The following is an 18,075-nucleotide window of genomic DNA, read 5'->3' as shown; positions in this document are numbered from 1 at the left end:
CTACCCGTCATAGCCGTGAATGGTCACAACTTTGCCGGTATCCGCTTGTATCGGTATCTGCCCGCTGGCTGGCTAGGCCCCGGAACGCAGCGCCTGTTTCGCCTGTTCCTGGAACCAGCCTAGCATCTGGCGGTACGGCACTGGTCCATAACTGATCCGGGCAACACCCAGCGCTGCAAGCGTCGCAGTATCCGGAGTACCGGGCAGGGCGATGATGTTCACAGGCAAATCAGTCGAATCGCAAAGCCGGGCGATCATGCCTTCGTCTTTGAGACCCGGTGCGAAAAACCCGCTGGCGCCCGCGTCGGCGTAAGCTTTGGCACGGGCCATGGCATCGTCTAGCATTGCCTCGTCGTGGGTGTCCGGCGCAGCCTTCAGGAAGATGTCGGTTCGGGCGTTGATAAATGCGGGGACTCCAGCAACGTCACAGCCTTCGCGCATTGCGCTAACGCGGGCCGCTTGGGTTTCGATATCGTACAGGTCCTTGGTGCCGACAATCTGGTCTTCGAAGTTGAAGCCGACAACACCAGTCTCAAGCGCGCTCTGGACATTGGCGATAACCCCCACCGCGTCCTCGGCATAGGCCCCCTCGAAATCCAATGAGACAGGAAGATCAACGGCGCTGACGATTCGGCGGGCGTTGTCCAGGGCGACATCCAATGGGATATTCTGGCCGTCGCCAAATCCTTGTGCCATTGCCACTGGCGCGCTGCCGGTCGCCACAGCCTTGGCACCCGCATCCCGCACAGCACCAGCACTGCCTGCGTCCCAGATGTTATAGAGGATGACCGGATCGCCCTTTCTGTGTAGGGCCGCAAAGGTTTCTGCGCGTTGGATTTGATCGGTCATTTCGGCCACTCCTGTCGTTATTTGCCCCACAGTAACCATGAGGAACTTCACCCGAGTAGTGTTTTCTTACTGAACGCCGTCACTTTGCGGTGACGAATGAAAAAGGGCCAACGTTTGTTGGCCCGGTTTTCGCGACGTTATGAAATCAGTTGTTGAGGAATCAGTCTTCGCCGGCTGTGCTCGACACGTATCGGGCGCTGAACGCCGGCTCACCCAGTCGCTTGAGCAGCGACAACTCGGTCTCCAGCCACGCCTTGTGGCCTTCTTCCTCCAGCAATATTCGCTCAAACAGGGTTCTGGTTCCGACGTCACCAGCCTCGGCCGCTTGTGCTGCAGCTTGGGTGTAGAAATCGATGGCTTCCATTTCATCCTTCAGGTCCGCGGTAAACATCTCTTCGAGACTGTCCGCCGCCTTGGGACTTTTCTGGAGCTCAAGCTCTGGTTTGGCCCCTAGGAACAGGATGCGTTCGATATAAGCATCCGAGTGCCCCAACTCTTCCTGCATCTCGCCGCGCATCTTCTCGGCCAGTATGTCCAAACCCCAATCGTTCAGTACATGCGAATGCAGCTGGTATTGATGCGCTGCGGTCATTTCCATGTGAAGCGCTTGTTGGAGGTTTGTTATCGTTGTCGCGTTGCTCATCTGAAATCTCCTAAATCTTTGAACTGCATCTAAGGCGCACCGCAGGTGGACCTGCTTGTTCAAATAGTTAGGCAGTTACACCCCGCAAGACAATGCGGGGTGACAGTCCGACACAGACACCAATTAAACGAGGCGCGAGGTGTCTTTCGCTGCGCGGACAAAGTCGCGGAACAGGGGGTGTGGATCAAATGGCTTGGACTTCAGTTCCGGATGGTACTGTACGCCGATGAACCACGGATGGTCCGACCATTCTACGATTTCCGGCAGACGGCCATCGGGCGACATGCCCGAGAAGTTCAGGCCAGCTTTTTCCAGCTTGTCGCGATACTTGATGTCCACCTCATAGCGGTGGCGGTGGCGTTCTTCGATATTGGTGCCGCCATACACCTCGGCCACTTTTGAGCCATCGGCCAGAACCGCGTCATAGGCACCCAAACGCATTGTGCCGCCTTTATCGTCACCGACCTTACGTTCGACCTTGTGGTTGCCCTGGACCCACTCTTTCAGGTGGTAAACGACAGGTTCAAAACGTTTTTTTCCGGCCTCATGGTCGAATTCTTCCGAACCTGCTTCGGTGATCCCCGCCGCGTTTCGCGCAGCCTCGATCACGGCCATCTGCATACCTAGGCAGATGCCAAGATAGGGAACCTTGTGTTCGCGTGCGTATTGCGCGGCCTTGATCTTGCCTTCGGTGCCGCGTTCGCCAAATCCGCCGGGGACAAGGATCGCGTGGAACCCTTCCAGATGAGGGGCAGCGTCTTCAGTATCGAACACCTCGGCGTCGACCCATTCGACCTTGACGCGAACCCGATTGGCCATGCCGCCATGTGTCAGGGCCTCGGCGATCGACTTATAGGCATCTTCCAACTGGGTGTACTTTCCGACGATGGCCACTTTCACTTCGCCTTCGGCGTTGTGGATGCGGTCGCTTACGTCCTCCCACTTGGCAAGATCGGGTTTGGGGGCAGGGCTGATCTGGAACGCGTCCAGAACCGCCTGATCCAGACCTTCGCGGTGATAGGCCAGCGGAGCGTCGTAGATAGTCGACAAATCCTGCGCTGCGATCACGCTATCGGGGCGGACGTTACAGAACAGAGCAAGTTTCTCACGCTCTTTCGTCGGGATCGGGCCTTCCGAGCGGCAAACCAGAATATCGGGCGCCAGGCCAATCGAACGCAGTTCCTTGACCGAGTGTTGGGTTGGTTTGGTTTTCAGCTCACCGGAGGCTTTGATGTAAGGCAGCAGCGTCAGGTGCATAAACAGGCACTGGCCACGCGGCTTGTCCTGACTGAACTGGCGGATGGCCTCGAAGAAGGGCAGACCTTCGATATCGCCGACGGTGCCGCCGATTTCGCAAAGCATGAAATCGACCTCATCCTCACCGATGGCGATGAAATCTTTGATCTCGTTGGTGACGTGAGGGATCACCTGAATTGTTTTGCCGAGGTAATCGCCGCGGCGCTCTTTCTCGAGCACGTTGGAATAGATCCGACCCGAACTAACCGAGTCGGTCTTGCGTGCGGCAACGCCCGTAAACCGTTCATAATGGCCAAGGTCCAGATCGGTTTCGGCTCCGTCATCAGTTACGAATACTTCGCCATGTTCAAATGGCGACATCGTACCCGGATCGACGTTCAGATAGGGGTCCAGCTTGCGTAAACGCACCGAATATCCCCGGGCCTGCAACAGCGCGCCCAAAGCCGCCGAAGCCAGTCCTTTGCCCAAAGACGAAACCACACCACCAGTGATGAAAATAAAACGCGCCATGTTTTCGGCTGCTCCCGTGAGACGTCAAAATCAGCTGCCCGACGGTTCCGAAAAACCGCTGCACCACGGGACTTCACATATAAAGGATTCGCGCCCATAGCGCAAGAGAACCGCAAGATGCTGTTGCAGTCCTCTTTCAAGTTTCTAGGTTTTGTGGATCAGTTGGCCTGTGGGATCAGCGGCGCGTTGTCGCCCTCTGCCGGAGGCAGCAGATCGTCAGCTGACGGAACCGCCGGTGTGCTTTCCTCGGTCGGTGCCGGCGCAGGAACGCCCAAACGGTCGATTACCGAGCTGCCCGAGGATTTCTGTGCGGCCAAAATGGTCAGCGTGATTGATGTCACGATGAAACATGCAGCCAGGATCCACGTCACCTTGCCCAGAGCGGTCGCTGCTGCGCGTCCGGTCATGGCTCCGCCACCACCGCCACCCATGCCAAGGCCACCGCCTTCGGACCGCTGCATCAGAACAACGGCAATCAGGCCCAGGGCCAGGAGGAGGTGGATGATGAGAACGACGTTTTCCATGGTGTTCCTGTACAGCGTGGCGTGTATCGCGTGGTATCTATGCAAGTTTGCCAGCGGGGGCAAGGGAGGAGTTGGCATCAAGATCGGTGATGTTTCAGATCACGGCAAAGGGACTGGACAGCAAGGTTGTAACTCGCGCAGGCTGCGGCCATGCCACATGACGATCACGACCACCCGCACGCCCTTTTGCCGCCCGATCCTGCACTTCGCGTAAAGGCGCTGGAAACGATTCTAACGCGCAAGGGTCTGATTGATCCTGCGGCATTGGATGAGATCATTGATACCTATCAGAACAAGATTGGTCCTCAGAACGGCGCACGCGTCGTCGCCAAAGCCTGGGTTGATCCGGAATTCAAAACCGAGTTGCTGAAAGATGCCACTTCGGTGGTCGCTGATCTGGGTTTTTACGGGCGTCAGGGCGAGCACATGGTTGTCGTCGAAAACACGCCCGAACAGCACAACATGATCGTTTGCACCCTGTGCAGCTGTTACCCGTGGCCGCTGCTTGGGATTCCGCCGGGTTGGTATAAATCCGATGCCTATCGCGCGCGGGCAGTACGTGAGCCCCGCAAGGTGCTGGCAGAGTTTGGGGTGACCTTGCCCACAACGTCATCGGTTCGTGTTTGGGATTCGACGGCCGAGGTGCGATACCTTGTACTTCCAATGCGCCCTTTGGGTTCGGATGGCCTGAGCGAAGACGAATTGGTGGCGCTTGTCACACGCGACAGCATGATTGGAACCGGTTTGCCAAAGGAGCCATCATGACCCGAGTTCACGATATGGGCGGGCGCTTTGGCGATGGGCCTGTGCACCCTGAACCCGAAGATGCGCCGGTCTTTGCCGAAGACTGGCATGGAAGGGCATTGGCCGTAACACTGGCAGCGGGATCGCTTGGGCAGTGGAATATTGATGTGTCCCGACACGCGCGCGAAAGGCTGTCGCCCAAGGATTACGCCCGATTTTCCTATTACGAAAAGTGGATTTCGGGGCTTGCGGACCTTCTTGTCGAAACAGGCGTGCTGACAGATGAGGATCTGCGCGGCGAGACAGAAGGCGACAAACACCCCCTGGCAAGCCGCGTGTTGAAGTCTGACGCGGTTGCAAAAGTGTTGGCCAGCGGCGGGCCTGCGGATCGCCCTTCAAATGTGCGGGTGAAATTTGAGCCGGGGCAAAAAGTTGTGACCGCCCGTCAAGCCGCGAACCGCTTTGTGGACGGCGGGCATACACGTTTGCCCATGTACGCCACCGGGGCAAAAGGGCGAATCCTTATGATGCACGGAACGCATGTGCTGCCGGACTCTAGTGCTCATAAGTTGGGAGACGCCCCCGAGCCGCTTTACGCCGTGGTTTTTCCGGCATCCGAGCTTTGGGCCAATCCCGAACACCCGCAAGATGAAGTCGTTTTGGATCTTTGGCAAAGCTATCTGGAACCAGCATGAGCGACTGCATAACTCATACTGCCCCCGAACCAGCCTTTGCGGAGCCCTGGCACGCTCAGGTCTTTGCTGTGACGGTTGCTTTAAACGAGGCCGGACGGTTCGACTGGCCGGAATGGGCCGCGCGGTTCTCGGACACCCTGAAACGCCACGGTCTGGATCGTGAGTTGAACGGCGGGGACGATTACTTTTTCGCGTGGCTGGAAACGCTCGAGACGTTACTGGCTGAGCAGGGGACTGCGACACCCGACGCCGTAAACCGGCTGCGAAACGCATGGGAAGACGCGTATTTGACAACCCCGCACGGCGATCCGGTGCGACTTACCGACGAGTAAGCACTGGAACTGCTCGACTGCGTCGAATTACCGGTTTCCCTACCGCATTCCCCCCGTTATACGAGCCGAGTTTGATAACTCAGCGCAAAAGGACCTGATATGGCCAATGTGGTTGTTGTCGGCGCCCAGTGGGGTGACGAAGGAAAAGGCAAGATCGTCGACTGGCTCAGCGAACGGGCAGACGTGATTGCACGCTTTCAAGGCGGACATAACGCTGGTCATACACTGGTCATAGATGGTGAGGTCTACAAGCTGCACGCGCTGCCGTCTGGCGTTGTACGCGGTGGCAAGCTGAGCGTTATCGGCAACGGCGTGGTTCTGGATCCGTGGCATCTGATCAAAGAGATCGGAACCATTCAGGCTCAGGGTGTCGACATCACCCCTGAAAATCTGATGATTGCTGAGAATACGCCGTTGATCCTGCCGTTCCATGGCGAACTGGATCGGGCGCGTGAAAGCCAAAACTCGGTTGCGAAAATCGGGACGACCGGCCGCGGCATTGGACCGTGTTACGAGGACAAGGTTGGCCGCCGCGTGATCCGGGTGGCTGATCTGGCTGATGATGCGACACTGGAATTGCGAGTGGATCGCGCCTTGGTTCACCACAATGCTCTGCGAAACGGCCTTGGGCTGGAACCGATTGACCGTAATGCTCTGATCGTTCAGCTGAAAGAGATCGCACCCCAGATTCTGCCCTTCGCAGCACCGGTCTGGAAAGTGCTGAACGAAAAGCGCAAGGCGGGTAAGCGTATCCTGTTCGAAGGCGCGCAGGGGGCGTTGCTGGATATTGATTTCGGCACTTACCCTTTTGTGACCTCGTCCAACGTAATCGCTGGTCAGGCATCTACCGGGGTTGGCATCGGCCCGGGTTCGATCGATTTTGTTCTGGGCATCGTCAAAGCCTATACCACCCGGGTGGGTGAGGGGCCGTTCCCGACCGAGCTGGATGATGACGATGGCCAGCGTCTTGGTGAGCGTGGACACGAGTTTGGAACCACCACAGGCCGTAAGCGGCGCTGTGGTTGGTTTGATGCCTGCCTTGTGCGCCAGACCTGCGCGACCAGCGGCGTGAACGGTATCTCGCTGACCAAGCTGGACGTTCTGGACGGTTTCGAGACCCTGAAAATCTGCGTCGGCTATGATCTGGATGGCGAACGTCTGGATTATCTTCCAACTGCGGCGGATCAGCAGGCGCGTTGCAAGCCGATCTACGAAGAAATGCCGGGTTGGAGCGAATCCACCGAGGGTGCGCGCAGCTGGGCGGATCTGCCTGCCAATGCGATCAAATATGTGCGCCGCGTGGAAGAGCTGATCGAATGCCCCGTCGCCCTTTTGTCCACCAGCCCGGAGCGGGATGACACCATTCTGGTGACAGATCCGTTTGCAGACTGATGGCGGAAGAGCAGAAACAAGGCCTCAGCTATAAGGCGCGCCGCCGTTGGTCTCTGGCGCTTTTACTGATTGGGTTGCCGCTCTACATCGTCGCAGTGGTGACGGTTGTGAATTGGCTCGATCGACCACCGATCTGGCTTGAACTACTGGTCTATATCGGTCTGGGCATCGTTTGGGCCTTGCCCTTCAAATTCGTGTTCAAGGGCGTTGGACAGGCGGATCCGGATCAGTCGCAAGACTGAGAGGGCGCATTTCTTACTACACACAGAAAAGGGGCCGATGGCTAGCATCGGCCCCTTTCTCTATTGATTTCTCCGAGTTTAGCCCGCGGCGCGTTCATCGTCAGGGCGGAACCCGATCTGCGTTGAAGCTGCGAAACGACCGCCACCGGCTTTTTCGATCTTGCCGTCCCGAAGCAGCTGGCCGAACGAGCGCAGGCTTTCTTCACGGTTGAAGTCATCCTGCTTGAGCGAACGAATCTTGTTCATCAGCTGCGGGCGCGAGAATTGTTCCTGACCTTCGATGAACGACAAGTAGGCGGCTGCAGCTTCCAACAGGTCGGGCAGCGATTGTGCGCCTTGTTCCTGTGCAAAATGTGCAAAGCCACCTTCTTCCTTGGCTTCGTCCTCTGATTTGGAGGTGACGCGGCGGGGGGTCACGGGGCCGGCGTCCTGTTCATTTGTGTCAACACGCTGTTCTGCAACCAGCTTCAAGGGGGATGAAGTGTCGGATTGCGGGCGCATGCTGGTGACTTGAATCTCGGGGCGGCGCGGGCTTACGACCGACGTCAGATCGCCACGATACCCGCTTTCTTCGGAGTCTTCGTCCCGCGGCTGGTTCCCGCGCTCAGCTTCGGTCGCTGCGACTGCCGTGCGCAGATGTGAATATGTTTCGCGCTGCGTACTGGTCGCCGGGTCGTCCATCTGGCTGTCTGCCTTGTCCATCAGGCGGGACATATCCTGATCCAGGGCCGTTTCGTCCGGCGCTCGGCCGTCCATAGCAGCCTCGACCTTCGAAATCTCACTCAGAACATTGGCCTCATCCTCGGCGGTGAGATAGCCATCTTTGGACTCGGCGACCGCGTCGATCTGATCCTCTTCGGCTTCTTCACTCAGGATATTTCCCGGCTCATCGGTCTCAGCCGTTTCTTCAAGATCTGTGAACAGCGCAGAGGGCGTGGGGGCCTCTTCTTCATCTTCGTAGTCGTTGTCCTGCGGCATCGAGAATGGCTGAACGGATTCTTCCGGTTCTTCTGTCGTTTCAGCGTCCGCCACCGGCTCGGCCACAGCAGGAGTGTCGTCGATTTCTTCCGCCTCAAAAGTCGGTGCAGTTGGTTCAACTTCCGTTTCGAGCTTGTCCGTTTCCGTCAGGTCCGACACATCAAGCGAGCCCGCTTCAAACGCGGCGGCAACCGCATCTTTCGGAGCGGCCGGTTGATCGCCCAAGCCTGTTTCCTCGTCCTCGGTGTAAACCACCGAATTTTCTTCGGAATGCGAAACGACGGCGCGAATGCGCTGTAGTTTGGCGGCAATGCTGTCCGCAGCCGGTGCGGGCGCGCTTTCGACCGGTTCAGCATCTGCGAAGAACGACTCGGCGCCTTGCGCAGGGGGGGTCGTGCTGGGGGCCGGGTCTGGCTGTGCAGCAGTTGCAACCGCTGCAGGCGCAGGCTTTGCCGCTTGCTGGGTCGCGCGCAGCAACAGCCCGGAATCACTTTGGCTGGCTTCCACATGTTTTGCGGCGTCGCGCTGAGCGATACGGGTCAGCATTTCTGCGTCAGGCTGTGGGGGTTCAGAACCGAAATACCGATCATCGGCGGAAAGGTCGCGGAAGTATTCTGCGATTGCCTTCATCGTTTCGAATGAATCGTCAAAGCCTTCCAAAGTGCAGGAGAAGGTTCCATAAGAAACGGTCAATACCTTGTTGTTCTGTACCATCAGACGCACGTCCTCTACAAACTACGAGAGCCAACCAGCCTTATGCAGGCACACCCATTGGCTCTGAACTCTCTGCATGAACCTATCATTTTGTGGTCTCAATGTGTCCAAATCCGGGAAAAATGATCAATCTAAGTAAAAATCGCCCAATTGTGCGGTCATTTGAGCCAATTGCACTGGTCGGAGGCGGGGAAATCGGGCCTGACGACCTGAATGTGATGCTGATTCGCGCCAAAACGGTGGTGGCTGCAGATGGAGGTGCTGCCCCATTGGTGGAATCGGGTCGCATCCCGGACGCTGTGATCGGCGACTTCGATTCGTTGCACAGCCAGCACAAAGACCAAATTCCTGCGGACCGGTTGTATCCCATACGCGAACAAAACAGCACAGACTTTGACAAGGCTTTGCGCAGCATCGAAGCGCCTGTTGTTCTTGGGGCAGGGTTTCTGGGGGGGCGGCTGGACCATCAACTCGCCGTTCTTAACACCTTGGTTCAGAGGCAGGATAAACTTTGTATCCTGTTGGGAGAGACCGAAGTCGTCTTTCACGCACCACCGAGAATTTCCCTAAGCATCACGCCAGGCGACGTCGTTTCACTGTTCCCATTTCGGCGAGTGACCGGCACCAGCAAGGGGTTGGAGTGGGCTATCGACGATCTGGTGATGGAGCCCGGCGGGCAGGTCGGCACATCCAATCGTGCGCTGGCGGATGTCGAGTTGACGGTGGACGGGCCGGGTTTGTTGGTGATGGTGCCGAGATACACTCTGGACCAGCTTATGCAGGCGTTTCTGTCGGGGCAGACCGGGCACTGGCCCGTTCGCGCAGAATGACATAAAGACCCGCCGCTACGGTGATACCAATACCGGCTGCTGCCAATCCGTCTGGAAGATCATGGAAGATCAACAAACCAAAGAGAGTTGCCACCGGGATCTCGAGATATTGCATGGGGGCCAACGTGGCGGACGGGGCATAGCGTAGCGACCAGGTCATGAACAGATGCGCGACGGTGCCCAGAACCCCGATCCCGATCAGCAGCAAGTGACTGTCGCGCGCGGGTACGACGAAGGACACCTCCCAAATATTGCCGAGTGTTCCCATCGCCAGAACGGGCAGAAGCATAAATGTCGCCATCACTCCGGACACAGCTTGAAGGGCGATTGGATCAGTTTCCTTGGCAATCTGTCGCGTAACGAGCATGAAGAGCGAAAAGACCACCGCCACGAGCAAGGGCAGCAGCGCGGCCGCGCCGACCTGAACAAAGCTGGGTTGGATGACCAACAGAGTCCCCACGAACCCCACAACGCAGGCGATCAGGCGGCGCATGCCAACCTCTTCGCCCAGTACGTATTTGCCGAGCAGCAGCATGATAAAGGGCATGACAAAGGCGATGGCGACCGCGTCCGCCAAGGGCAAATACTGCAGCGCGCTGAACATTGCGGCGATGCCGATGATGTGCAGAACTGTTCGAATGAACGCTAGCCATAGAAGACGTCCGCGAAAACGCCAGTGTCGGCCATTCAGGGCCACCAAGGGGATCAGGATCAACGCCTGAACGGCAAAGCGAACAAAGACCAGCATGCCCAGCGGAGTCGTCTCACCCAAAAGCTTGGCAATGGAATCGCCCAGTGGCGCCAGCACACAAAAACACAGCATCAATAAGATGCCAAAAACGGGGCGATCCTGGGTCATGTGGCGACGCTACGGGTTTTGACGTCCGGTTGAAAGCGTCTATGAAATTGGCTGTACCTTTGTGTAATCCGGTCCGATGCAGACCGGCAGATCGTCGCCCAGTTTCAGCCAGTCCAGCCGTTCATCATGTGCCACGTGCAGCGTGGGCTGCAAAAGGTTGGGATTGTCCAACGTGGCGACATACAAATGCAGCACGTCGGACATGGATTCCGAGCGAAATGAGATCGGCGTGCCGCAATTGGGACAAAAGCTGCGTTCGACACCCGGGGACGAATTGAATGTTTTCGGCGGCGCTCCGGTCCAGCGCCATTGTCCGTCCCGCACGCCGAAATAGGTCGTCATGGGGGCGGCGCATTGCCGTCGGCAACTGTCGCAATGGCAGTTCACGCAGGATAGGACCGGAGGATCAACCTCATACCGGATGGTGCCGCACAGGCAGTGTCCTTGCATTATTGTCCTCCGTTACTGTCAGTGTCAGCAGTTTGGCACGTTCACCGCCAACCCGCCCAGAGACGTTTCCTTGTACTTCTCGTGCATATCATGGCCGGTCTGGCGCATGGTTTCGATCACTGAATCCAGTGGCACAAAGTGTTTCCCATCGCCGCGCAGTGCCAGCGACGCTGCCGAGACGGCCTTGATCGCCGCCAACCCGTTGCGTTCGATACAAGGCACTTGCACCAACCCGGCAACGGGGTCGCATGTCATTCCCAGATGATGCTCCAACGCGATTTCCGCGGCGTTTTCCACTTGCTCAGGTGTGCCCCCCATCACAGCGCACAGACCAGCAGCAGCCATGGCCGAAGCGCTACCGACCTCAGCCTGACATCCGGCTTCCGCACCCGAGATTGAAGCGTTGTATTTGACCAGACCGCCAATTGCGGCGGCTGTCAGCAAGAAATCCTCGATATGGCTTTCCGAGGCACCCGGAACGTGGTCGAGGTAATAGCGCAGTACCGCAGGCATTGTGCCCGCTGCCCCATTGGTGGGGGCGGTGACGACTTGCCCACCAGCCGCGTTTTCCTCGTTTATCGCCATCGCATAGACGCTCATCCAGTCATTGATGGTGTGTGGAGCGTTCAGGTTCATACCCCGTTCGGCCAACAATGCGTCGTGAATGCCCTTAGCGCGGCGGCGCACCTTCAGACCGCCAGGCAGGATGCCATCGGTTTTCAGTCCACGTTCGATGCAGTTGTTCATGACTTCCCAAAGACGCGCGGTGCCCTTGGCGAAACTGTCAGCGCAGCCACGCGCGATTTCGTTCTCGCGTTTCATCTGGGCGATGCTTTTGCCGCTGGTCTTGGCCATCTCCAGCATTTCGGCTGCCGAGTGGAACGGGAAGGGCACTGCCGGGCCGTCGTTGGTGGCCTTGCCCTCGGCCAGTTCCTCTTCGGTCAGGACAAACCCACCGCCGACTGAGTAATAGACCTGCCGCAGGATCACGTCGCCTTGCGCATCCGTTGCCATCAGGATCATGCCGTTGGCGTGACCGGGCAGGTTGTGGTCATAGTCGAAGATCAGATCGGTCTTGGGATCGAATTTCAGGGTCGGCAGGCCCTCGGGCGTGACTGAATGTGTTTCCGCGATAGCAGCCAGCGCGGCCTCGGCCTTGTCGTTGTCATAAGTGTCGGGAACGAACCCGGCCAGCCCAAGGATAGTGGCCCGATCGGTTGCATGACCTACGCCGGTAAAGGCCAGCGACCCGTGCAAAGATCCTTTGAGACCGGCAAACTCAAACGGAGACTCGCGCATCAGGTCGAGGAACCGCGCGGCGGCAACCATCGGACCCATGGTGTGTGACGAGGACGGGCCGATGCCCACTTTGAACATATCGAAGACAGACAGAAACATATCAGGTAGCAGAGCCTTCTGGAGGTTTAGCATAAGCTGGACTGGTGAAGGGGGTAACCCCCAACCCCTCTGCCGAGATGGCAGCCCGGGTTGCGGGGCGGCTTTCGAGGTTCATCAGAATGGTTTGCAGATGAGGCGTATCCGCCAGTTGGAACCAACTGCGATCGCTATTGGCCGGATAAAGGGCCATCCACCGCATTTGGCAAGCAAGATAGTACGTCAGGACTGAGGGCCGATCAGCATGTAGCCAGACTGGTCCAGTTTTGGCCACGTCATCCAAGATCCGAAGATGTTGGCGCAGACGTGGTCGAATTCCGTTGCGCAACTGTTCGGCATGTGATGCGTCGATGTATTTCTCGGCATAGAACAGAATGCGCAGATCGGCGTGCAATGTGTTCGACGCAAAGAAGAGCCACTTCAGAAACGCCGCCCGGTCCGGACTGTCAGGGGCGGGGGCCAGTTGAGCGTGTGTATCTGCCAGCCACAACAGGATGGCAGCTGTTTCAAAGATAGGGCCTTTCGGCGTTTCGAGGACCGGTATCAGCCCGTTTGGGTTCAAACCCCTGTATGCCGCGCTGTCCTGCGCGTTTTGCCGGCGATTCACCAAGGCCGTCTCATACGGTATGCCCATCTCTTCCAGCACCAGTCTGATCACCAGAGAGGCGTTGTCGGGGGCATAGTGCAGTATGTAGGGCGCGTTCATGGCCTGTATGTATACACCGACCGGCGTGCTCAACGCTCCGATTGCGACGTTTCCGATAGGAAACGCGTAGTTTCGCGACAAGTTGGCCAGTTGGAAGGGTGAATTGGCCCTCGCAGTTGGGTCGGAGATTCCGTATAAAATCCGCAATACCAAGGGGGAATGCTGCAATGACCGGAGATCTGTCACCCATCGACAAGGCCAAATATGCAGCGGCGCGACGGGCCGCTGACATGGTCCAGGACGGAATGCGGGTTGGGCTGGGCACCGGATCAACCGCTGCCTGGATGGTCCGCCGTCTGGGGGAGCGGGTCCAAGACGAAGGTTTGCGGATCAAGGGTGTTCCAACCTCGACCCGCACCGCACAACTGGCCCGTGAGTTGGGGATTGAAGTCGTCTCGCTGGATCAAGCGGGTTGGCTGGACTTGACGATAGACGGGGCGGACGAGTTCGACGGTGATCTAAACCTGATAAAAGGCGGCGGAGGCGCGCATCTGCAAGAAAAGATTGTCGCCACGGCCAGCGATCAGATGATCGTCATTGCCGACGCAGGGAAAGAGGTCGAAACGCTGGGCGCGTTTCCATTGCCGGTCGAGGTGATCCCATTTGGCTGGCAGACCACTCGGACACTGATTCAAGAGGCGCTGGATACGATGGATGTTCTTGGCACCTCAGCCACGCTGCGCATGAACGGAGAGGCGCCGTTTGTCACGGATGAGGGTAATCACATTCTGGACCTCCGCCTTCAGCGGATCGGTAACCCTCGTCAAACGGCGCTGGTGCTGAACCAGGTGCCGGGCGTCGTCGAGAATGGATTGTTCATCGACATCTGTGACAAAGTTGTGATCGGCCACGGCGATGGCCGGGTCGAGCTGCGCGATATCAACGATGGCTCGTTCGAGTTGGATCAGTTGGTCCATGGTGGTGAGAACCTGTTTTCGGATCTGGCGGATTGAGCGCTAGAGGCGCAGACCCAATTTTCTCATTTGTAAACTCTGGGTACTCGCATTGGTATGATTGAAATTGCGACCTCGAACGATTTCGATCCTGTTCAGCTTGGTGCTCGGGGTGGTCGGTCAAGAAGCAGGGGCCTCCGTTGAATAAATGAAATACGAGCATATCTGGGCGTTTGATCACAGCGCTGCAGCGAACCCCTGTGCAAACTCGAGATATCAGAGCTGCTGGTGCCCAGCGATCACTCTGGACAGCAGCGCCGGATAGAGTACACCCCTAGCAACGCCGATTTGGCGATTGCTGAAGTATGGAAGAGGCAGGACAAATGAGCTTTGACTACGATCTTTTTGTCATCGGCGGGGGCTCGGGCGGGGTCCGGGCTGCACGTGTGGCTGCGGGCGAGAACGGAGCCAAAGTGGCTCTGGCCGAAGAAGACCGTTATGGCGGCACATGTGTCATCCGGGGATGTGTACCGAAAAAGCTGATGGTTTTTGCCAGTGAGTTCTCGGGCATGGTTGGCGACGCGAAGGCCTATGGCTGGGACATTCAGTCCGGTGCTTTGAACTGGGACACCTTCCACGGCAAGCTGGTGACGGAACTGGATCGGCTGGAAGGTATTTATCGCAATATCCTGAAAAACAACGGCGTCGAAAGCTTTGATCAGCGCGCAACCGTAGTGGACCCCCATACGGTCGAGCTGGCTGATGGTACCCGCAAGACGGCCAAGCACATCCTGATCGCTACCGGTGGTCGTCCCGTAATCCCTGAGTTTCCGGGGTCGGACCTGGCGATCACTTCGAACGAGATCTTCCACCTCGAAAAGCTGCCTCAAAGCATTTTGATCGTCGGTGGCGGCTATATCGCCAGCGAATTCGCCGGGATCATGAATGGGTTGGGCGTCAAGACCACTCAGTTCTACCGTGGTGCGCAAATCCTGCGTGGCTTTGACGAAGAAGCGCGCGGTCTGATCTGCGAAGAAATGCGTCAGAACGGCATTGACGTTCGCCTTGGCACCAATGTGCTGGAAATGACAAAAGTAGGTGACAAGATCCGCGTGAAAGCGACTGATGGCACCGAAGATCAGTTCGATGTGGTCATGTACGCCACCGGTCGCGCACCCAATGCCGACAATCTGGGCCTTGAGGCGCTGGGCGTGGAACGCGGTCGCAAAGGCGAGATCGTGGTGGATGAGTACAGCCAGACTGGCGTGCCTTCGATCTATGCAATCGGTGACGTTACCGACCGTGTGAACCTGACGCCGGTTGCGATCCGTGAAGGGATGGCCTTTGTCGAAACGGTGTTTAAAGGCAATCCAACGCCGGTCGATCACGAATTGATCCCAACCGCGATTTTCACTCAGCCGGAGTTTGGCACCGTGGGCCTGAGCGAAGAAGAGGCCGCAGCGCAGGAACCTGTCGAAGTGTACGCGACTTCGTTCAAGCCGATGCAAAAGGCCTTTGCCGGTGGAACGCAGCGCGTCTTGATGAAGCTGATCGTCAGCCAGGCGACTCGCAAAGTGCTGGGCTGCCACATTGTTGCGCCCGGTGCGGGGGAGATGATTCAGTTGGCGGGCATCGCGGTCAAAATGGGCGCAACCAAGGAAGATTTCGACCGTACAGTCGCCGTTCACCCGGTCATGGCCGAGGAATTGGTGACAATGCGGCAACCTGTACGCACTGCTTGATTTGCAACCGCGCGCACACAAGTTACAAGGGAACCCGTGATCACACGGTCCAACACAAGGGAATAGATACATATGGCGGGCAACAGCGGCGGCCCCTGGGGGGGCGGAGGCTCTTCGGGCGGCGGAGGAAATCGGGGTAACAACGGGGACGGGCGCAAGCCCCCCGAAGGCGACAGCCCGCAGATCCCCGAGATCGATGAGCTGATGAAAAAGGGTCAGGAGCAACTGCGCGTCCTGATGGGCGGTCGCGGCGGTTCGGGCCGCGGTGGCAATGGTCAGGGTTCTGGCGGTGGTGGCCCCATCTTCACCAAAGGCACGGTTCTTATCGGTGTCGTCGTGGCGGCGGTATTGTGGGGGGCGGCCAGCTTCTACACAGTCAAACCCGAAGAACAGTCGGTTGAACTGTTTCTTGGTGAATTCTCAGCCGTAGGAAATCCGGGTCTGAACTTTGCGCCTTGGCCATTCGTGACCGCCGAGGTTATCCCGGTCACGCGCGAACAGACCGAGGACATGGGCGGGGCCCGCGGTAGCGATGATGGCCTGATGCTGACCGGCGACGAGAACGTGGTTGATATCGACTATCAGGTGGTCTGGAACATCAACGATCCGGCCAAGTACCTGTTTAATCTGCGCGACCCGCGCCAGACCATCCGCGCGGTGTCGGAATCGGCTATGCGTGAGATTATCGCGCAGAGCGAATTGGCTCCGATCCTGAACCGGGATCGCGGTATCATTGCAGACCGTTTGCAGGAACTGATTCAATCCACAATGGATAGTTATGATTCAGGCATCAACATTGTCCGCGTCAACTTTGACAAGGCCGACCCACCACAAGACGTGATCGCGGCCTTCCGTGACGTTCAGGCCGCGGCACAGGAACGTGACCGCCTGCAGAATGTGGCGGATGCCTACGCTAACCGCGTCCTGGCGGAAGCCCGTGGTGAAGCGGCGCAGGTACTGGAAGAGGCTGAAGGCTATCGCGCGCAGCAGATCAACGGTGCACAGGGTGAAGCCAGCCGTTTCAGCGCGGTTCTGGAAGAGTACTCAAAAGCACCTGACGTGACCCGAAAACGTCTGTATCTGGAGCGGATGGAACAGGTTTTGGGTGACGTCGACAAGATCATTCTGGACGAAAACTCGACCGGTCAGGGCCAGGGCGTTGTGCCTTACCTGCCGCTCAACGAGTTGCGCCGTAGCCCTGCAGGGGAGAGCAACTGATGCGTAAGTCACCTATTATCCTTATTCTGGTTGTGATTCTGGGCGTCGTTGGCTTGTCTTCGATTTTCATCGTTGATGAACGTGAACGCGCGCTGGTTCTGCAGTTTGGTCGCGTTGTCGCAGTCAAGGAAGAGCCGGGTCTGGCATTCAAGATTCCGGTGATTCAGGAAGTCGTGCGTTATGACGACCGCATCCTGTCAATTGACGTTCAGCCGCTCGAGGTAACACCTCTGGATGACCGTCGTCTGGTTGTCGACGCATTCGCGCGTTACCGGATTTCTGATCTGAACCGGTTCCGTCAGGCCGTTGGTGTCGGTGGTATCCCGGTTGCCGAAGACCGCCTGGACCGCATCCTGCGCGCCGAAACACGCGAAGTACTGGGTTCGGTTTCGTCCCGTGACATCCTCAGCTCGGACCGTGCGGCGCTGATGCTGCGCATCCGTAACAGCGCGATTGCCGAAGCGCAGGCGCTGGGCGTGAATGTGATCGACGTGCGTTTGAAAGCGACCGATCTTCCTCAGGCCAACCTTGAGGCCACATTCGACCGGATGAAAGCCGAACGGGAACGCGAAGCGACCGACGAACGTGCCCGTGGTAACGAGGCGGCGCAGCGCGTGCGTGCGCAGGCAGACCGGACCGTGGTGGAGCTGGTATCGGACGCCCGACGTGAGGCCGAGATCATTCGCGGTGAGGCAGACGCCGAACGCAACGCAATCTTTGCCGAAGCCTATGGCGCAGACCCGGAGTTCTTTGAATTCTACCGCTCGCTCAGCGCGTATGAAAACGCGCTGCAGGGCGGAAACAGCTCGATGGTGCTGAGCCCGGATTCCGAGTTCTTTAACTACCTGAAATCGCCCACCGGGCAGGCTGGCCGGTAATGGGCCTGATCCTTCTGGCTTTCGGGCTGGTGTTGATTGTTGAGGGGCTGGCCTATGCGCTGGCCCCTTCGCTTATTGAGCGTATGCTAGAGGCGCTGCGGTCACTACCCGAGCAGGCCCGGCGGTTGGCCGGTTTGCTGTGCGTGGTCAGTGGTCTTGTGCTGCTATGGGGCGCATATCAGGTCGGCTTTTGACGTGGTGACCTCACTTGCAGGTGATTTCCC

At 57.9% G+C, this 18,075-nt stretch carries 20 protein-coding genes; 11 read left to right on the top strand and 9 right to left on the bottom strand.

The genetic code is table 11. The features are described from left to right. Positions 1-72: 72 nt before the first annotated feature. The 4 genes from ACR0AK_RS09355 to secG all read right to left on the bottom strand — a co-directional run bounded on the left by ACR0AK_RS09355 (position 73) and on the right by secG (position 3,783). Positions 73-849, bottom strand: coding sequence for an isocitrate lyase/PEP mutase family protein (locus tag ACR0AK_RS09355; RefSeq protein WP_170558039.1), 777 nt, complete (start codon positions 847-849; stop codon positions 73-75). A gap of 160 nt (positions 850-1,009) precedes the next feature. Then, positions 1,010-1,492 carry a bacterioferritin gene (locus ACR0AK_RS09350; RefSeq protein WP_480793114.1) on the bottom strand — a complete coding sequence of 161 codons (483 nt, stop codon included), beginning with the start codon at positions 1,490-1,492 and terminating at the stop codon, positions 1,010-1,012. Positions 1,493-1,615: 123 nt separating this feature from the next. Then, the gene (locus ACR0AK_RS09345; RefSeq protein WP_170558037.1) at positions 1,616-3,259 is read right to left on the bottom strand and encodes a CTP synthase; all 1,644 of its coding nucleotides are present in this window, start codon (positions 3,257-3,259) and stop codon (positions 1,616-1,618) included. 158 nt (positions 3,260-3,417) lie between these two features. Further along, complete coding sequence (gene secG, locus ACR0AK_RS09340) at positions 3,418-3,783, bottom strand: preprotein translocase subunit SecG (protein WP_170412006.1); 366 nt, start codon at positions 3,781-3,783, stop codon at positions 3,418-3,420. Positions 3,784-3,933: 150 nt separating this feature from the next. On the opposite strand from secG, the gene nthA reads away from it, so the two are divergent. From nthA to ACR0AK_RS09315, 5 genes are all read left to right on the top strand, one after another. Beyond that, complete coding sequence (gene nthA / locus ACR0AK_RS09335; RefSeq protein ID WP_480793113.1) at positions 3,934-4,548, top strand: nitrile hydratase subunit alpha; 615 nt, start codon at positions 3,934-3,936, stop codon at positions 4,546-4,548. Beyond that, positions 4,545-5,222: a nitrile hydratase subunit beta gene (gene nthB, locus ACR0AK_RS09330; protein ID WP_480793112.1), complete on the top strand. Its 678-nt coding sequence runs from the start codon at positions 4,545-4,547 to the stop codon at positions 5,220-5,222. Before nthA ends, nthB begins: the two co-directional genes overlap by 4 nt. After that, entirely contained in the window at positions 5,219-5,554 is a 336-nt protein-coding gene (locus tag ACR0AK_RS09325; RefSeq protein WP_480793111.1) for a nitrile hydratase accessory protein, read from the top strand. The genes nthB and ACR0AK_RS09325 overlap by 4 nt, the downstream gene beginning before the upstream one ends. Before the next feature lie 99 nt (positions 5,555-5,653). Continuing rightward, a complete protein-coding gene (locus ACR0AK_RS09320; protein WP_480793110.1) occupies positions 5,654-6,946 on the top strand; it encodes an adenylosuccinate synthase in 1,293 nt (430 codons plus the stop codon). Then, positions 6,946-7,188 (top strand): DUF2842 domain-containing protein, encoded by a 243-nt coding sequence (locus ACR0AK_RS09315; protein WP_480793109.1) that lies wholly within the window; start codon positions 6,946-6,948, stop codon positions 7,186-7,188. Before ACR0AK_RS09320 ends, ACR0AK_RS09315 begins: the two co-directional genes overlap by 1 nt. Positions 7,189-7,266: 78 nt before the next feature. Here the strand turns inward: ACR0AK_RS09315 and ACR0AK_RS09310 are convergent, their stop codons facing one another. Further along, positions 7,267-8,880, bottom strand: a complete 1,614-nt coding sequence (locus tag ACR0AK_RS09310) for a hypothetical protein (protein ID WP_480793108.1) — start codon at positions 8,878-8,880, stop codon at positions 7,267-7,269. A 122-nt stretch (positions 8,881-9,002) separates the two neighbouring features. Between ACR0AK_RS09310 and ACR0AK_RS09305 the strand changes: the two genes are divergently transcribed. Beyond that, complete coding sequence (locus tag ACR0AK_RS09305) at positions 9,003-9,710, top strand: thiamine diphosphokinase (protein WP_480793107.1); 708 nt, start codon at positions 9,003-9,005, stop codon at positions 9,708-9,710. Here ACR0AK_RS09305 and ACR0AK_RS09300 read toward each other — a convergent pair. From ACR0AK_RS09300 to ACR0AK_RS09285, 4 genes are read right to left on the bottom strand one after another with little or no spacing between them, the layout of a single operon-like run. Continuing rightward, the gene (locus ACR0AK_RS09300) at positions 9,655-10,569 is read right to left on the bottom strand and encodes a DMT family transporter (protein ID WP_480793106.1); all 915 of its coding nucleotides are present in this window, start codon (positions 10,567-10,569) and stop codon (positions 9,655-9,657) included. The two genes, ACR0AK_RS09305 and ACR0AK_RS09300, sit on opposite strands and share 56 nt — an antisense overlap. A 39-nt stretch (positions 10,570-10,608) precedes the next feature. Then, the gene (locus ACR0AK_RS09295) at positions 10,609-11,019 is read right to left on the bottom strand and encodes a GFA family protein (protein ID WP_480793105.1); all 411 of its coding nucleotides are present in this window, start codon (positions 11,017-11,019) and stop codon (positions 10,609-10,611) included. Positions 11,020-11,043: 24 nt separating this feature from the next. Continuing rightward, complete coding sequence (locus ACR0AK_RS09290; protein WP_480793104.1) at positions 11,044-12,417, bottom strand: L-serine ammonia-lyase; 1,374 nt, start codon at positions 12,415-12,417, stop codon at positions 11,044-11,046. A 1-nt stretch (position 12,418) separates the two neighbouring features. Continuing rightward, complete coding sequence (locus ACR0AK_RS09285) at positions 12,419-13,120, bottom strand: glutathione S-transferase family protein (RefSeq protein WP_480793653.1); 702 nt, start codon at positions 13,118-13,120, stop codon at positions 12,419-12,421. A 167-nt stretch (positions 13,121-13,287) separates the two neighbouring features. Between ACR0AK_RS09285 and rpiA the strand changes: the two genes are divergently transcribed. The 5 genes from rpiA to ACR0AK_RS09260 all read left to right on the top strand — a co-directional run bounded on the left by rpiA (position 13,288) and on the right by ACR0AK_RS09260 (position 18,045). Further along, positions 13,288-14,073 carry a ribose-5-phosphate isomerase RpiA gene (rpiA, locus tag ACR0AK_RS09280; protein WP_480793103.1) on the top strand — a complete coding sequence of 262 codons (786 nt, stop codon included), beginning with the start codon at positions 13,288-13,290 and terminating at the stop codon, positions 14,071-14,073. A 323-nt stretch (positions 14,074-14,396) separates the two neighbouring features. Further along, positions 14,397-15,755 (top strand): glutathione-disulfide reductase, encoded by a 1,359-nt coding sequence (gor, locus tag ACR0AK_RS09275; protein ID WP_480793102.1) that lies wholly within the window; start codon positions 14,397-14,399, stop codon positions 15,753-15,755. A 72-nt stretch (positions 15,756-15,827) separates the two neighbouring features. Further along, on the top strand, positions 15,828-16,973 hold the full coding sequence (gene hflK / locus ACR0AK_RS09270) for an FtsH protease activity modulator HflK (protein ID WP_170558011.1): 1,146 nt from the start codon (positions 15,828-15,830) through the stop codon (positions 16,971-16,973). Continuing rightward, positions 16,973-17,851, top strand: a complete 879-nt coding sequence (gene hflC / locus ACR0AK_RS09265) for a protease modulator HflC (RefSeq protein WP_170558009.1) — start codon at positions 16,973-16,975, stop codon at positions 17,849-17,851. The genes hflK and hflC overlap by 1 nt, the downstream gene beginning before the upstream one ends. Then, positions 17,851-18,045: a DUF2065 domain-containing protein gene (locus ACR0AK_RS09260; RefSeq protein ID WP_170324515.1), complete on the top strand. Its 195-nt coding sequence runs from the start codon at positions 17,851-17,853 to the stop codon at positions 18,043-18,045. Before hflC ends, ACR0AK_RS09260 begins: the two co-directional genes overlap by 1 nt. Positions 18,046-18,075 lie beyond the last annotated feature (30 nt).

Source organism: Ruegeria sp. BI12 (assembly GCF_056537985.1).
This window is presented reverse-complemented; position numbering and strand designations above follow the sequence as displayed.

What these genes read in the sequence shown, in the direction of transcription:
- hflK (WP_170558011.1), top strand. Translation starts at nt 15,828, where the DNA reads ATGGCGGGCAACAGCGGCGGCCCCTGGGGGGGCGGAGGCTCTTCGGGC.
- secG (WP_170412006.1), bottom strand. Translation starts at nt 3,783, where the DNA reads ATGGAAAACGTCGTTCTCATCATCCACCTCCTCCTGGCCCTGGGCCTG.
- ACR0AK_RS09320 (WP_480793110.1), top strand. Translation starts at nt 5,654, where the DNA reads ATGGCCAATGTGGTTGTTGTCGGCGCCCAGTGGGGTGACGAAGGAAAA.
- gor (WP_480793102.1), top strand. Translation starts at nt 14,397, where the DNA reads ATGAGCTTTGACTACGATCTTTTTGTCATCGGCGGGGGCTCGGGCGGG.
- ACR0AK_RS09260 (WP_170324515.1), top strand. Translation starts at nt 17,851, where the DNA reads ATGGGCCTGATCCTTCTGGCTTTCGGGCTGGTGTTGATTGTTGAGGGG.
- ACR0AK_RS09290 (WP_480793104.1), bottom strand. Translation starts at nt 12,417, where the DNA reads ATGTTTCTGTCTGTCTTCGATATGTTCAAAGTGGGCATCGGCCCGTCC.
- ACR0AK_RS09285 (WP_480793653.1), bottom strand. Translation starts at nt 13,120, where the DNA reads ATGAACGCGCCCTACATACTGCACTATGCCCCCGACAACGCCTCTCTG.
- ACR0AK_RS09315 (WP_480793109.1), top strand. Translation starts at nt 6,946, where the DNA reads ATGGCGGAAGAGCAGAAACAAGGCCTCAGCTATAAGGCGCGCCGCCGT.
- ACR0AK_RS09295 (WP_480793105.1), bottom strand. Translation starts at nt 11,019, where the DNA reads ATGCAAGGACACTGCCTGTGCGGCACCATCCGGTATGAGGTTGATCCT.
- ACR0AK_RS09345 (WP_170558037.1), bottom strand. Translation starts at nt 3,259, where the DNA reads ATGGCGCGTTTTATTTTCATCACTGGTGGTGTGGTTTCGTCTTTGGGC.
- ACR0AK_RS09325 (WP_480793111.1), top strand. Translation starts at nt 5,219, where the DNA reads ATGAGCGACTGCATAACTCATACTGCCCCCGAACCAGCCTTTGCGGAG.
- ACR0AK_RS09355 (WP_170558039.1), bottom strand. Translation starts at nt 849, where the DNA reads ATGACCGATCAAATCCAACGCGCAGAAACCTTTGCGGCCCTACACAGA.
- rpiA (WP_480793103.1), top strand. Translation starts at nt 13,288, where the DNA reads ATGACCGGAGATCTGTCACCCATCGACAAGGCCAAATATGCAGCGGCG.
- nthA (WP_480793113.1), top strand. Translation starts at nt 3,934, where the DNA reads ATGCCACATGACGATCACGACCACCCGCACGCCCTTTTGCCGCCCGAT.
- ACR0AK_RS09300 (WP_480793106.1), bottom strand. Translation starts at nt 10,569, where the DNA reads ATGACCCAGGATCGCCCCGTTTTTGGCATCTTATTGATGCTGTGTTTT.
- ACR0AK_RS09350 (WP_480793114.1), bottom strand. Translation starts at nt 1,492, where the DNA reads ATGAGCAACGCGACAACGATAACAAACCTCCAACAAGCGCTTCACATG.
- ACR0AK_RS09305 (WP_480793107.1), top strand. Translation starts at nt 9,003, where the DNA reads ATGATCAATCTAAGTAAAAATCGCCCAATTGTGCGGTCATTTGAGCCA.
- hflC (WP_170558009.1), top strand. Translation starts at nt 16,973, where the DNA reads ATGCGTAAGTCACCTATTATCCTTATTCTGGTTGTGATTCTGGGCGTC.
- ACR0AK_RS09310 (WP_480793108.1), bottom strand. Translation starts at nt 8,880, where the DNA reads ATGGTACAGAACAACAAGGTATTGACCGTTTCTTATGGAACCTTCTCC.
- nthB (WP_480793112.1), top strand. Translation starts at nt 4,545, where the DNA reads ATGACCCGAGTTCACGATATGGGCGGGCGCTTTGGCGATGGGCCTGTG.